This is a genomic window from Glutamicibacter soli, from assembly GCF_052322135.1.
Lineage (GTDB): Bacteria > Actinomycetota > Actinomycetes > Actinomycetales > Micrococcaceae > Glutamicibacter > Glutamicibacter soli.
Genome location: NZ_CM125969.1, coordinates 1,876,111 through 1,889,667 on the forward strand (window position 1 = coordinate 1,876,111; position 13,557 = coordinate 1,889,667).

A 13,557-nucleotide genomic window follows, 5' to 3' on the forward strand; every position below is an offset into this window, starting at 1 on the left:
CCGGGATCAGTGGTCGGCCGACTGCTGGGCCGTCGGGAAAACGCTAGGCCTTGGTGTCTTCGTCGACCCAGTCGAAGGTGCGGGTGACGGCCTTCTTCCACAGCCGCAGGCTGCGTTCGCGCTCTTCGGCACCCATCACAGGCTCCCAGCGCTTGTCCTCTGACCAGTTCGCCTCCAGCTCGCCCAGGTCCTTCCAGAACCCGACGGCCAGGCCGGCCGCGTAGGCGGCGCCCAGCGCGGTGGTCTCGGTGACCTTCGGGCGGACCACGGGCACGCCGAGGATGTCGGCTTGGAACTGCATCAGGTGCTCGTTGGCGACCATGCCGCCATCCACCTTCAGCTCGGTCAGCGGCACCTCGGCGTCGGCGTTGACCGCGTCCAGCACCTCGCGGGTCTGGAACGCGGTGGACTCCAGGGCCGCGCGGGCGATGTGGTGCTTGTCCGCGAAGCGGGTCAACCCGACGATCGCGCCGCGCGCGTCCGAACGCCAGTACGGGGCGAACAGTCCGGAGAACGCCGGCACGATGTACACCCCACCGTTGTCCTCGACGTGGCTGGCCAGTTCCTCGATCTCCGGGGCGCTGGCGATCATGCCGATGTTGTCGCGCAGCCACTGCACCAGCGACCCGGCGACCGCGATCGAGCCCTCCAGCGCGTACACCGGGGCGGCGTCGCCCAGCTTGTAGGCCAGCGTAGTGATCAGCCCGTTGCTCGAGGAGACGATCTCCTGCCCGGTGTTGAAGATCAGGAAGCAGCCGGTGCCGTAGGTGTTCTTCGCGGTGCCCGCGCCGAAGGCGGCCTGCCCAAAGGTTGCCGCCTGCTGGTCGCCCAGGATGCCGGCGACCGGCACCTCGCGCAGCAGCTGGTTGGAGGCGACCGTGCCGTACACCTCGGAGGAGGACTTGATCGCCGGCAGCATCGAGGCGGGAACCCCGAAGTCGGCCAGGATCTGCTCGTCCCACTGCAGGGTTTCAAGGTTCATGAACAGGGTGCGCGAGGCGTTGGTGACGTCGGTGGTGTGCACGCCGCCCTCCGGCCCGCCGGTCAGATTCCACAGCACCCACGTGTCGGTGGTGCCGAACAGCAGGTCGCCGGCCTCGGCACGTTCGCGCGCCCCGTCGACGTTCTCCAGGATCCACTTGATCTTGGTGCCGGCGAAGTAGGTCGCCAGCGGCAGCCCGACACGGTCCTTGTAGCGCTCGATCCCGCCCTCGGCGGACAGCGCGTCGACGATGTCCTGGGTGCGGGTGTCCTGCCAGACGATCGCGTTGTATACCGGCTCACCGGTGTGCTTGTCCCACACCACGGTGGTTTCGCGCTGGTTGGTGATGCCGACGACCTCGATGTCGTGGCGGGTCAGGTTCTCCTTGGCCAGCGCGGTGCCGATGACCTCGCGCACGTTGTCCCAAATCTCGATCGGGTTGTGCTCCACCCATCCGGCGGCCGGGAAAATCTGCTCGTGCTCCTTCTGCCCCACGGAGACGACCTCTCCGGCGTGGTCGAAGACGATGGCGCGGGAGCTGGTGGTTCCCTGGTCAATGGCGATGACGTACTTGTTGCTCACTGTCGATCAACTTTCTCTAGTGGGTGCGGCATTACAGCAGGACGGCGACGGCCAGGCCGCCCAAGGCTCCGCCGGCCAGCGGACCGAAGACGGGAACCCACGAGTAGGCCCAGTCCGAGGACCCCTTGCCGGGGATCGGCAGCACCGCATGCGCAAGACGCGGGGCGAGGTCACGTGCTGGATTGATAGCGTATCCGGTTGCTCCGCCGAGGGATAGGCCGATCGCGACGACCAGCAGGCCGACCGCCAGCGGGCCGAGCCCGTGCGGCGTCCCGCCGAAGCCGCCGATCACGAACACCAGCACGAAGGTGCCGATGGCTTCGGAGACCACGTTCCACCCGTAGGAGCGGATGGCCGGGCCGGTGGCGAACACTCCGAGCACCTTGCCCTGGTTGGCCGGCTCGTCGAAGTGCTTCTTGTAGGCCAGCCAGGCGATGACGGCGCCCAGGAAAGCGCCGATGAACTGCGCGGCCACGTAGACCAGCGCGGTCGCTGCCGACTTCGGGATGCCTGGGGCCAGCTCGGTTGCTTCGGGGTTCACCATCAATCCCAGGGTGACCGCGGGATTCAGGTGGGCGCCGGACGGGGCCGAAACCCAGACACCGGAGAAGACGGCCAGGCCCCAGCCGAAGCTGATGGCGACCCACCCTGCGGCGCTGCCCAGGGTGCCCTTCAGCGAGACGTTGGCGCAGACGCCGGCGCCCATGAGAACGAGGATAAAAGTACCGGTGAATTCGGAAATGAACACTTGCATGGGCATCTTTGACCTTTGAGGTGATATCACATCCTGCCGGCGGCGATCTGCCGCCGGCAGCAACGGCAGGCTCAGTCCAGGTCGACCCCGTGGCTGCCTGCCAGGACCGAGATCGTATGGGCGATCTCGGCCTGGGTCTGGGTGTCATCCCAGCCCATCGGCCCAGCCAGGCAGCGTGCCGCCTCGCTGACCAGATCCTTGGTGACCAGGCCTCGGAAGGCCAGGTTGGTGCGGCGGATGAAGACGTCGATCAGGCGGCCTACCTGCTCGTGGGCGGCCATGTAGGCCAGCTCCTGGCAGGACAGCTCGTCGGAGTGCTGCAGCGCGGTGTCCTCGCAAAGCTGGGCCAGCACCGCGTCCGCTCCGGTGCCGTAGCGCTCGAGCAGCACCCGCAGGCGGTCGCGCCCGGCGGCGTTCTCGCGCGCGGCGTACCAGGCGGCCAGCTCGCCCTCGTTCATCGGGAAGTCCTTGCCGCCGCCGATCGGCACGCCGGCGGTGGAGCGGATCTCGCGCTCCCCCAGGAATTCCAGCGCCTTGCGGCCCAGGTTCTCGCTCAGTGCCCGGAACGTCGTCCACTTGCCGCCGATCAGCGAGAGCATCGTGGTGGTGTCGGTGAGCCGGGTTTCGCGCACCTGGTAGTCGCGGGAGACGAAGCCGGGGGCGGTGTCGTCGTGGTTCGGCAGCGGGCGCACGCCGGAGAACTTGTAGACGATCTGCTCGCGGCGCACGGTGATGCGCGGGAAGACGTGGTGGACCAGCTCGAAGAAGTAGTCGACCTCTTCCTCGGTGCACACCGCCGGCTCGGCCATGTCGTGCTCCAGGTCGGTGGTGCCCACCAGCACGCGCCCGAGCATCGGGTAGATCAGCACGATGCGCCCGTCCTCGTGCTCGAAGAAGATCTCGCGTCCGCCGGTGGCCGCGAGCAGCTCGGGGTGGTCCAGCACGATGTGCGAGCCCTTGGTGCCGCCGGTCCACTTGGTCTTCCGGCCCAGCTGCTCATTGGTCACGTCGACCCAGGCGCCGGTCGCGTTGATGATGACCTCGGCGTCGAAGTCGAAGCTCTGCCCGGTCAGCACGTCGCGCAGCTGCGCGGTGCCCCCGTCGACCCCTGCCAGTTCCACGTAGTTGCTGGCGCGGGCGTCCGGGTTGGCGCGCAGGCCTTCCTGCAGCACGTCCAGGGTCAGGCGCTCAGGGTTGTGCACCGAGGCGTCGAAGTAGGTCGCGGTGTACTTCACGTCGTCGCGCAGGGCCGGCAGGTCCTTGCGGGCCGCGGCGCCGGCCTTGAAGTTGTGCCACGGGGTGTTGCGCCCGCCGACTCCGGCGAACACGTCGTACATCACCAATCCGGCCTTGATCAGGGCGGCGCCGCGTTCGGTCGGCTTGCCGGACTTGTGGGTCACAAAGCGCATCGGAGCGGAGAGGATCCCCGAGAAGGTGGAGAAGATCGGGATGGTGGTCTGCAGCGGCTTGACGTAGTGCGGGGCGATCTGAAGCAGCGAATTGCGCTCCTGCACCGACTCGTGCACCAGGCGGAACTCGCCGTTTTCCAGGTAGCGGATGCCGCCGTGGATCATGTGCGAGCTGGCGCCCGACGCGCCTTGGCAGTAGTCTCCGCGTTCGACCAGCGCGACGTCGATGCCCTGCATGGCAAGGTAGCGGAAGGTGGCGACACCGTTGATGCCGCCGCCGACGACCAGAACCCGTGCCTGGGGCCGTTCGCGCAGTTTGGCCAGCTGTTCCCGATTCACGACGTGTTGCCCCTTTGTAACGATTGAGTAGTTCTACGGGTTAGTGTTGTCGGTAGTTTGCAAAGCGGTCAAATGAATTGCACAAACGTGCAGAAATGGTCAGATTGATGCAGAAACCACCCCCTGCAGGGCCCTACCGGCGCCCTGCGCATGACACATCCGTGCAGTACGGCACCCGTGAGAAGGACGCGCTGCGCGCCGCCCAGCTGTATTACCTGCAGGATTTGAAGATGGAGGTCATCGCCCGCGAGCTGGGCACCTCCCGCTCGACCGTCTCGCGGCTGCTCACCCACGCCAAGCGCACCGGCATGGTCTCGATCAGCATCTCCCCCAGCGCTGGAATGTCAGCCCAGCTCTCCGGCCGGCTGGCCGAGCGCTTCGGCATCAACGTGCAGGTGGTGCCCACCGACGGCGCCATGGACGACGCGGAACTGCTCTCCCGCGTCGCCGCGCACGCGGCGCACCAGCTAGGAGCGATGGTCTCCTCCTCGATGACGATCGGGGTGGCCTGGGGTTCGACCATGCAGGCGGTGTCCACCGCGCTCAGCTCCCACCCCACCCACGACACCGTGATCGTGCAGCTGAACGGCGCGGCGAACCCTGTCACCAGCGGCGTGCGCTACGCCAGCGAGATCCTCACCCGCTTCGGCGAGGCGTTCACCGCGCGTACCGAGCAGTTCCCGGTGCCGGCGTTTTTCGACCGCGCGTCCACGCGCCGGGCGATGTGGCAGGAAACCTCGGTCAAGCGCGTGCTCAAGGTGCAGTCGGAGATGAACCTGGCGGTGTTCTCGCTGGGCGCGGCCGGGTCGGATGTCACCTCGCAGGTCTACCGCGGCGGCTACCTGAGCAAGCAGGAGACCGCGCAGCTGGCGAAGATCGGTGTGGTGGGCGACGTGGCGACGGTGTTCTTCGACCGGCACGGGCACAGCTCCGGGATCGGGATCAACGCCCGCTCCACCGGGCCCGCGCTCGATACCCTGCGCCGGGTGCCGCAGCGCTTCTGCGTGGTGGCCGGCCGGGGCAAGATCGATGCCGTGCGCGGGGCGCTGAACGGCGGGCTGATCACCGATTTGGTGATCGACGAGGGCGCGGCCCTGGCGCTGCTGGACGGGTAGGATTTGAGGCATGAGCCCACGCACGCAACTTGTCAGCACGCACCGCCTCTTCGGCTCCGCCACCAAGGTCTTCACCTACCGGGCCGTGCCTGCCGAATCGCGCGGCGTGCTCTTCGCGGTGCACGGCTTCCGCGGCGACCACCACGGGCTGGACCGCATCATCGCCCAGCTTCCCGGCTACACCGTGGTGGTGCCCGACCTGCCCGGCTTCGGCAGCTCCAGCTCCATGACCCAGGCCCCGCACGACGTCGAGGGCTACGCCCGGATGCTCGACGTGCTGGCCGACGAGCTGCAGCTGGGCCCGGCCACCCACCTGCTCGGGCACTCCTTCGGGTCCGTCATCGCCGCCAGGCTGGCCGCCGGGCGCGACTTCGCCTCGTTGACCCTGCTCAATCCGATCTCCGAACCGGCGCTGGAATCCTCCCAGGCGCTGCTGGCGCAGCTGACCAGCGGCTACTACGCCCTGTGCGCGGCGTTGCCGGCCGGCATCGGCGAGCCGCTGCTGCGATCGAGGCTGTTCACCGACGGCATGTCGCTGGTGATGACCAAGAGCCGCGACCCGCAGATGCGCCGCTATGTGCGCGACCAGCACCGCGCGTACTTCGGCGGATTCCACTCCCGCGATACCCTGGCCGAAGCCTACCTGGCCTCGATCAGCCACACCGTGGGCGAATACTCCCGGGTCATCGGCATCCCGACGCTGATGGTCGGCGGGCAGCAGGACGAGCTGGGTTCCCCGGCCACCCAGGAGGCGCTGCGCGCCACGTTCGCCGACGCGCGGCTGCTGATGCTGCCCGACGTCGGCCACCTGATCCACTATGAGAAGGCGCCCCAGGCTGCGGCCGCGGTGCGGCGCTTCCTGGAGGGGCTCGGCGGTTAAACACGCAGCTGGGGCGGCGCCTGTCCGCGGCCCTCGTCATGAAGGTGTGACCCGCCCCGGCAGGCGCTAGAGTACCAGGCCGGCCCGCTATCTGCGTTCGCGGGTTTGGCCGGGGAAATGGGGGCGCATGGCATAGGGGGAATTAGCTGGGTCGCTGCGGCGGTGCCTGGGCCTGGTCCGCGCGCGGCTTTCACAACGCGGCATCCGAGCGTCGGACACCGGTCCCACGGCCAGCTCCGGCAGCGCGCGCGTCGCGGTCATCGTCCCGGTCTTCAACGCGATGCCCTACCTGGGCGAACTGCTCGACAGCCTGGCGGCGCAGGACCTGGATCCGGAGCACTTCGAGCTCATCCTGGTCGACGACGGCTCCACCGACGGCGGGCCGCAGCTCATGGACCGATTCGCCGCCGCGCACCCGCGCACCCGGGTGATCCGCCAGCGCAACAGCGGGTGGCCGGGCCAGCCGCGCAACCGCGGGCTGGCGGCCACCGAGGCGGACTACGTCTTCTTCGCCGATGCCGGCGACATGCTGGCCAGCCACGCCCTGCGCAGCATGCTGGACTACGCGCAGCTGCACCAGGCGGACATGGTGCTCCCGCGCATCGCCGGGCTCAACGGCCGCCCGGTGAACCGCACGCTGCTGGCCAAGAACAACCCCAAGGCCGAGCTGCGCGAGGTTTTCGCCACCCTCGCCCCGCAGAAACTCATCCGCCGCGCGCTGATCGAGCGCCTGGAGCTGCGTTTCCCCGAGGGGCGGGTGCGGCTGGAAGACGGCATCTTCATCACCGCCTGCTATCTGGCCGCCGAGCGCACCGCGGTACTGGCGGACGACGACTACTACTTCCTGCGCGCCCGCCAGGACGCCAACAACATCAGCGCCCGCAAGGCCGACCCGGAGGGCTGCACCCGGTCGGTGGCGCGCATCGCCGAGCAGGTCCGCGCCGCGCGGCTTCCGGCCGATCTGGAACAGGGCATGGTGCTCGACCTCTACCGGCGCAAGATTCTGCGCACCTACCGGCCCGGACGCTAGCTGGGGATGGGCCGGTGGCGGCGGCGCAGCTGGCTGCGCGCCCACGCGGGCTTCGTCGCACGCTTCATCCCAGCGCAGCAGGAATCGCGGCTTGGCTTCCCGCACCGGCAGCGCTCGGCGGCGCTGCGCACCGGGGATGCCCGGCAGATGCAGGCGTGGGCGCTGCTCGAGCAGCTGCTGGCCGCGCACTGGAATGTGCGGCAGGACAGGCAGGGCGGGCAAGCCGCAGGAGTCCCGCACTTCGTTCCTGCCGGCCCGCCGCCGCAGCTGGCCGAGCTGATCCTGCGCCCACGCCACGGCGGCGCGGACGCGGCCCTGCCCCTGCGCCCCGCGGCGGACGCGTTCGCGCTGCACGGCGGACAGGAGCTGCAGCCCTTGACCCCGGACATCTACGACGTGTACGTGCAGGCCAGCCACCGCCAGGTGCAGGGCGAACCGCGGCGCGTCCGGGTGGGCCGGCGCGACTGGACGGGACACCGCTTCTACGCGACGGTCAACGGCTACCTGAGCCTGGACGCCCGGCCGCGGGATGGGCAGGCCGTGGCCTAGAGGACCTCGTCGGGATCGACCGCGATGGTCGCCACCGGTTCCTTGGCCGCTGACATGCGGACGCGCAGGGCGCGCAGCGCTTCTGTGACCGCCTGGCCGTGCGCGTAGCTGAAGAACAGCACGTAGCGGTGCTCCACGGGCGGTCCGTCGATGATGCTCGGCCCGTGGATCGCGACCAGCGCCCGGATGTCATCGTCCAGCGCGGCGACCAGCCGTTCGGCACCGGGCCCGGAGACCAGGGCGCTGCGCACGGCCGGCGGCAGCCCGACCTCGCGGCGTTCGGCCAGCTCGCGGTCGGCGAATCCGGCGGCATCCCAGCGCACCAGCGCGGCGCCGGCCGGGCTCGGGCTGCCGGTGAGCACCACGACCCCGCTGCTGCGGGCCAGGCAGGCGGCGGTGAACCAGCGTGCGAGCACCTCCTCGGTGTTGCGCAGCGAATCGTAGGCGAGCATCTTGTCGGCATCCAGTAGCAGCACCGCGGCGTACCCGCCCTCCACGACGGGCTCGACGCCAGGGGTGGCGACCACCAGCGCCGGCTTGTCGCCCAGGCTCGCCAGCGGCTTGGCCCCGGTGGAGGAGAGCACCTTCACCTTGGGGAAGGCCAGGCCAAGCTCCTCGGCGGTGCGGTCGGCGCCGATGCTGGCGGCGCGCACGCGCGGCGAGCCGCACTGCCCGCAGCGGTAGTCGTGGAACTGCTCCCCGCACCAGCGGCAGCCCACATGCGACTGCTTCCCGGCCAGCTGCAGCGGTCCCTGGCACAGCCGGCAGCGCGCCGGAGCCCGGCAGTCCTGGCAGGCCAGCGCCGGCATGAATCCGGTGCGGGCGACCTGCACCAGCACCGGGCCGGTTTCCAGCGCCTTGGTGGCTTCGCGCCAGGCCAGCGACGGGATGCGCACCCGCGCCAGCAGCGGGTCGCGCCTCAGCTCGAAGTCGTTGGTGGTGGCCACCACACGAGGGGTGTGGGCACGCAGCGTGTCGCGCGGCAGCTTCAGCTCGCTGGCCCAGCCGGTGGCCACCAGCCGCTGGGCCTCCACGGAGCGCGACGGGGAAGCCAGCAGCAGCGAGATCCCCGCCTGCTGGCTGCGCAGCAGCGCGACCTCGCGGCTGTGCTGGTAGGGGGCGCGCAATTCGCGGTGCGAGCGGTCGGCGTCCTGCCAGATGATCATCAGTTCCAGGTCCGGCACGTGGCACAGGGCGGCGGAGCGGGTACCGACCACCAGCTGCACGTGCCCGCCGATGGCGCGCAGGAAGTTGCGGTAGCGCGGGGTCGGGCCGTCGTCGGCCTGCAGCCGCGCGTAGGACTGGGCGCCGAGCTGCTCGTCCAGGTGCGCGCACAAGAGGTCAAGGTCGCGCGCGTCGGGCACCACGATGAGCACCCGCGCCCCGCGCTGAAGCACCGGCCGCGCGGCATCCAGCAGGAACCCGGGCCAGGAGCCGTGGAAATTCGGCGCCCAGCTCGCCACCGCGCGCCGGGTGGCCCCGTCGGCCCAATCCTGCAGCACCGCAGAACCCTGCTCGTAGTGCTCCAGCTGGTTCGGGGCGTCCCCCAACGCCAGCGCCGGGGCGGTCACCAGCTCCTCGGCCTCGACCTTGGCCGCGCGGGTGGGCACTGCCAGGCGCACCACGTCCCACAGGGTCCCGGCGTAACGCGCGGCGACCAGCGAGGCGGCGGCCAGGACGTCCGGGTGCAGCACCACACTCTCGGAGATGATTTTCGACAGCGGGCGCAGCTTCATCGCCGGCTGGTGGTCCTCCAGCAGCTCGACGATGAACCCGGCCAGCTGCTGCGGGCCGAAGGGCACCTTTACGCGCACCCCGACCTGGGCTGCCGCGTGCATGGACTCGGGCACCTCGTAGTCGAAGAGGCGGTCCAGGTGCGGGACCGAGGAATCAATCAGCACCCGGGCGACCCGCTTGAGGCGGGCCTGGCCGGGTGCTGAGATGAGGGCGTCTTGCTCCACTGCTGCTAGGCGTTGAACCAGCTGCGCAGAGCGTCGACGCGGTCCAGCTTCTCCCAGGTGAAGTCATTGTCGTCGCGGCCGAAGTGGCCGTGCGCGGCGGTCTTGCGGTAGATCGGGCGCTTGAGGTCAAGGTCCTCGATGATGCCCAGCGGGCGCAGGTCGAACACCTCGTTGATCGCGGCGGTGATTTTCGCCGGGTCCACGGTCTCGGTGCCGAAGGTCTCCACGTACAGGCCCACCGGACGCGCGACGCCGATCGCGTAGGCCACCTGGACCTCGGCGCGGCTTGCCAGCCCAGCGGCCACGACGTTCTTCGCGACCCAGCGCATGGCGTAGGCGGCCGAGCGGTCGACCTTCGACGGGTCCTTGCCGGAGAAGGCGCCGCCGCCGTGGCGGGCGAAGCCGCCGTAGGTGTCCACGATGATCTTGCGGCCGGTCAGGCCCGCGTCGCCCACCGGGCCGCCGATGATGAACGGTCCCGAGGGGTTCAGGATCACCTTGGTGCTGGAGATGTCCAGCTCCGAGCGCTCCAGGATCGGGGTCACGACCTCCTCGAGCAGGTCGGCCTTCAGCGTGTTCAGCTCGTATTCGGAGGCATGCTGGCTGGAGACCACCACGGTGTCCACGGAGACCGGGGTGTCGCCGTCGTAGCCGATGGTGACCTGGGTCTTGCCGTCCGGGCGCAGCAGCGGCATGCGGCCGTTCTTGCGCATCTGGGTCAGGCGTTCGGACAGGCGGTGCGCCAGGAAGATCGGGGTCGGCATCAGCGAGGCGGTCTCGTTCGAGGCGTAGCCGAACATCAGGCCCTGGTCGCCGGCGCCCTGCATGTCGCGCGGGTCCTTGGCGATGCCTTCGCGGGACTCCAACGAATTGAACACGCCGTCGTGGATCTCCTGGGACTGCTGGCCGATCGAGACCGACACGCCGCAGCGCGCCCCGTCGAAGCCGTTGGCCGAGGAGTCGTAGCCGATGTCCAGGATGGTGCGGCGCACGATCTCCGGGATCTCGACGTAGCCGTTGGTGGTTACCTCGCCCGCCACGTGCACCAGGCCGGTGGTGGTCAGGGTTTCGACGGCGACCTTGGAATCCGGGTCCTGCGCCAGCATGGCGTCGAGGATCGCGTCGGAGATCTGGTCGCAGATCTTGTCCGGGTGGCCCTCGGTAACGGATTCCGAGGTGAAAAGACGTAGTTCAGGGGTTGTTGAAGTCACCTTTGTACTCTATCTGGTCGTATCGACCGGTTGGCAGAACTTGCTGCGTTCGTGACCAAGCGCTATATGGCGCGGCTCACTTTGCGTCGGCAACATGTCCGTTTATTTCGGCGGCGAGCTGCTCGATGACGACGCGGGCCACCTCGATTTTGCTTCCGGCGGCGCCCACAGCAGGCTTCCCGTCGGCGAACAGCACCTGCACGGTGTTGCTGTCGGTCCCGAAGGTCAAGTTGGCGCCCACCTCGTTGACCACCAGCAGCTCGCAGCCCTTGCGCGCGAGCTTCGCCTTGCCGTAGTCCAGCACGCTGCCCTGGTCGTCGCCGGTTTCCGCGGCGAAGCCGACGATCACCGGCGGCAGCTGGTCGTTCGCACCGCGGGCGCAGACGATCTCTGCCAGGATGTCGGGATTGCGCACCAGTTCGATGACCGGTGCCGAATGCTCGTCGCGCTTCTTGATCTTCGAGCCCTCGATAGTCGCCGGGCGGAAGTCGGCGACGGCGGCGTTCATGATCAGCGCGTCCTGCCCCTCGGCGTGGGCGAAGACCGCCTCGCGCAGCTCCAGCGCGCTGGAGGCGTGCACCAGCTCCACCCCGTGCGGGGCCGGCACCTCCAGGTGCGTGGCAATGAGCGTGACCTGGGCGCCGGCGTCACGGGCGGCCTGCGCCAGCGCCACGCCCTGGCGCCCCGAGGAGCGGTTGCCCAGGAAGCGCACCGGATCCAGCGGCTCGCGGGTGCCGCCGGCGGTGATCAGCACCTTGCGACCGGCCAGGATCGGCTCGGAGAGCAGGTCCTGGATGGACTCGAAGATCTGATCGGGCTCGGGCAGGCGGCCGGGGCCGCTGTCCTTGCCGGTCAGCCGTCCCGAGGCCGGTTCGATCACGCGCACCCCGCGCTCGCGCAGCACGGCGGTGTTCGCCACGGTGGCCGGGTGCTGCCACATCTCGGTGTGCATGGCCGGGGCCATGACCACCGGCGCGCGGGTGGCCAGCAAAGTGCCGGTGAGCAGGTCGTCGGCCAGCCCGGAGGCGGCGCGGGCGAGGATGTCGGCGGTGGCCGGCACCACGAGCACCAGATCGGCCTGCTGGCCCAGGCGCACGTGGTTCACGGTATCGACGGCGTCGAAGACGTTGGAGGTCACCGGATTGCCGGAGAGCGCCTCCCAGGTGGCGTTGCCGACGAACTTGGCGACGTTCCCGGTGGGGATGACGTCGACGTGGTGTCCGGCCTCGCGCAGCAGGCGCAGCAGGAGCACGGATTTGTAGGCGGCGATCCCTGCTGAGACGCCTAAGACGATTCGCTTCACGCAGCTCTTCCTTGGATGGTTGGGCGGTCGCAGTGATTTTCACCGCACCGCGGAGCATCGACCCGTTGCGGGCGTGTTTTTTGGTGCTTAACGAAAAAGAAGGCGCCCACTAATGGGGCGCCACCTTTTCGACTAGTCCTCGGTGACCTCGGCCGGAGTCACCTTCAGGAGGTTCTCATCCAGCTCGCGCAGGGCGATGGTCAGAGGCTTCTCGTTCAGCTTGGTTTCCACCAGCGGACCGACGTACTCGAACAGGCCTTCGTTAAGCTGTGCGTAGTAGGCGTTAATCTGGCGGGCACGCTTGGCCGAATTCAGCACGATCGCGTACTTCGAGTCGTTCGTCTCAAGCAACGAGTCGATCGATGGGTTGATGATTCCCTCTAGGTTGGACACAAGACTCCCTTTAGTCATTCTTCAGCCCCATGAGGGCCACAAGCTCTTCGGCGGCACGTGCGACATCGTCGTTGACGATGGTCACGTCGAATTCTGATTCCGCCGCAAGTTCTAGTTTAGCGGTTTCCAGCCGACGCTGCTGTTCTTCGGGCGTTTCGGTGCCGCGGCCAATCAGGCGGCGGACCAATTCGTCCCATGACGGCGGGGCCAGGAAGACGAATTTTGCCTCGGGCATCGACTCCTTGACCTGGCGGGCACCCTGAAGATCGATCTCCAGCAGCACCTTCTTGCCCTCGGCTACCGCGTCTTCCACCGTTGAGCGGATGGTGCCATAGCTATTCTGGCCGTGGACCACGGCCCACTCCAGCATCTGGCCCTCGTCGACGAGCTGGTGGAACTTCTCGGGGCCCACAAAGAAGTAGTGGACTCCGTCGGTTTCACCGGGTCGTGGATCGCGTGTCGTTGCCGACACCGAAAGCCAGACGTCTGGATAGTTATCTCGGATGTAGGTGGACACGGTGCCCTTACCTACAGCCGTGGGGCCGGCTAGAACAGTTACCGACGCAACGGTCATTGACTACACTTTCGTTTTTGGCGGGCTTTGCTTGAAGTGCTCGGTAATTGCGGTGCGTTGCTTGCGTCCCAGTCCGCGCAGCCGGCGGGATGGGGAAATGCCAAGTCGCTCCAGCAAATTCGCCGCGCGTACTTCACCAACGCCCGGTACCGATTCCAGAAGGTCCATGACACGCATGCGTCCCACGGCCTCATCTTCGTATACCAAGTCTAGTACCTCGGTGATGGAAATTTTGCCGGCACTGAACTGGGCCTTGATTTCAGCACGACGGGTGCGGGCAGCAAGTGCTTTGGCGCGTGCCCGGATGCGGTCTTCGTCAGAGAGTTCTCGCAGAACCATCGTTCAGCCATCCTTAATGTGTAGTGGACTAAGGCTATGAACCGAACATAGCTTTCCAACACGCGTTTGGCAAGACTAATCGCGTTGTGGCCAGTAGAAACTCTATCGGCCACAACGCGATTGGGTCGCATATTTA

General features: G+C 68.2%; 13 protein-coding genes. 4 read left to right on the plus strand and 9 right to left on the minus strand.

The features are described 5' to 3' along the window. Nucleotides 1-43 precede the first annotated feature (43 nt). The 3 genes from glpK to ACTX90_RS08930 all read right to left on the minus strand — a co-directional run bounded on the left by glpK (nt 44) and on the right by ACTX90_RS08930 (nt 4,066). Nucleotides 44-1,564: a glycerol kinase GlpK gene (glpK, locus tag ACTX90_RS08920; protein ID WP_047119160.1), complete on the minus strand. Its 1,521-nt coding sequence runs from the start codon at nt 1,562-1,564 to the stop codon at nt 44-46. 31 nt (nt 1,565-1,595) lie between these two features. Further along, the gene (locus ACTX90_RS08925; protein WP_443443931.1) at nt 1,596-2,324 is read right to left on the minus strand and encodes an MIP/aquaporin family protein; all 729 of its coding nucleotides are present in this window, start codon (nt 2,322-2,324) and stop codon (nt 1,596-1,598) included. A gap of 65 nt (nt 2,325-2,389) precedes the next feature. Beyond that, nucleotides 2,390-4,066 (minus strand): glycerol-3-phosphate dehydrogenase/oxidase, encoded by a 1,677-nt coding sequence (locus ACTX90_RS08930; protein ID WP_443443932.1) that lies wholly within the window; start codon nt 4,064-4,066, stop codon nt 2,390-2,392. 107 nt (nt 4,067-4,173) lie between these two features. On the opposite strand from ACTX90_RS08930, the gene ACTX90_RS08935 reads away from it, so the two are divergent. The 4 genes from ACTX90_RS08935 (at nt 4,174) to ACTX90_RS08950 (ending at nt 7,640) form a co-directional block, all read left to right on the plus strand. Next, nucleotides 4,174-5,181 (plus strand): sugar-binding transcriptional regulator, encoded by a 1,008-nt coding sequence (locus ACTX90_RS08935; RefSeq protein ID WP_082123902.1) that lies wholly within the window; start codon nt 4,174-4,176, stop codon nt 5,179-5,181. Between the two features lie 10 nt (nt 5,182-5,191). Then, nucleotides 5,192-6,061, plus strand: coding sequence for an alpha/beta fold hydrolase (locus ACTX90_RS08940; RefSeq protein ID WP_047119164.1), 870 nt, complete (start codon nt 5,192-5,194; stop codon nt 6,059-6,061). 280 nt (nt 6,062-6,341) lie between these two features. Next, nucleotides 6,342-7,091 (plus strand): glycosyltransferase family 2 protein, encoded by a 750-nt coding sequence (locus ACTX90_RS08945; protein ID WP_443443935.1) that lies wholly within the window; start codon nt 6,342-6,344, stop codon nt 7,089-7,091. 6 nt (nt 7,092-7,097) lie between these two features. Further along, complete coding sequence (locus ACTX90_RS08950; RefSeq protein ID WP_443443937.1) at nt 7,098-7,640, plus strand: hypothetical protein; 543 nt, start codon at nt 7,098-7,100, stop codon at nt 7,638-7,640. Here the strand turns inward: ACTX90_RS08950 and ACTX90_RS08955 are convergent. The 6 genes from ACTX90_RS08955 to mihF form a co-directional block, all read right to left on the minus strand. Then, nucleotides 7,637-9,601 carry a primosomal protein N' family DNA-binding protein gene (locus ACTX90_RS08955; RefSeq protein WP_443443939.1) on the minus strand — a complete coding sequence of 655 codons (1,965 nt, stop codon included), beginning with the start codon at nt 9,599-9,601 and terminating at the stop codon, nt 7,637-7,639. The two genes, ACTX90_RS08950 and ACTX90_RS08955, sit on opposite strands and share 4 nt — an antisense overlap. A 5-nt stretch (nt 9,602-9,606) precedes the next feature. Next, nucleotides 9,607-10,812: a methionine adenosyltransferase gene (gene metK / locus ACTX90_RS08960; RefSeq protein ID WP_047119167.1), complete on the minus strand. Its 1,206-nt coding sequence runs from the start codon at nt 10,810-10,812 to the stop codon at nt 9,607-9,609. Nucleotides 10,813-10,888: 76 nt separating this feature from the next. After that, a complete protein-coding gene (coaBC, locus tag ACTX90_RS08965; protein WP_424572888.1) occupies nt 10,889-12,115 on the minus strand; it encodes a bifunctional phosphopantothenoylcysteine decarboxylase/phosphopantothenate--cysteine ligase CoaBC in 1,227 nt (408 codons plus the stop codon). Nucleotides 12,116-12,247: 132 nt separating this feature from the next. Continuing rightward, nucleotides 12,248-12,526, minus strand: coding sequence for a DNA-directed RNA polymerase subunit omega (gene rpoZ, locus ACTX90_RS08970; protein ID WP_047119169.1), 279 nt, complete (start codon nt 12,524-12,526; stop codon nt 12,248-12,250). Continuing rightward, nucleotides 12,519-13,082: a guanylate kinase gene (gene gmk, locus ACTX90_RS08975; protein ID WP_047119170.1), complete on the minus strand. Its 564-nt coding sequence runs from the start codon at nt 13,080-13,082 to the stop codon at nt 12,519-12,521. The genes rpoZ and gmk overlap by 8 nt, the downstream gene beginning before the upstream one ends. A 3-nt stretch (nt 13,083-13,085) precedes the next feature. Then, nucleotides 13,086-13,421, minus strand: coding sequence for an integration host factor, actinobacterial type (gene mihF, locus ACTX90_RS08980; RefSeq protein ID WP_047119171.1), 336 nt, complete (start codon nt 13,419-13,421; stop codon nt 13,086-13,088). Between the last annotated feature and the right edge of the window lie 136 nt (nt 13,422-13,557).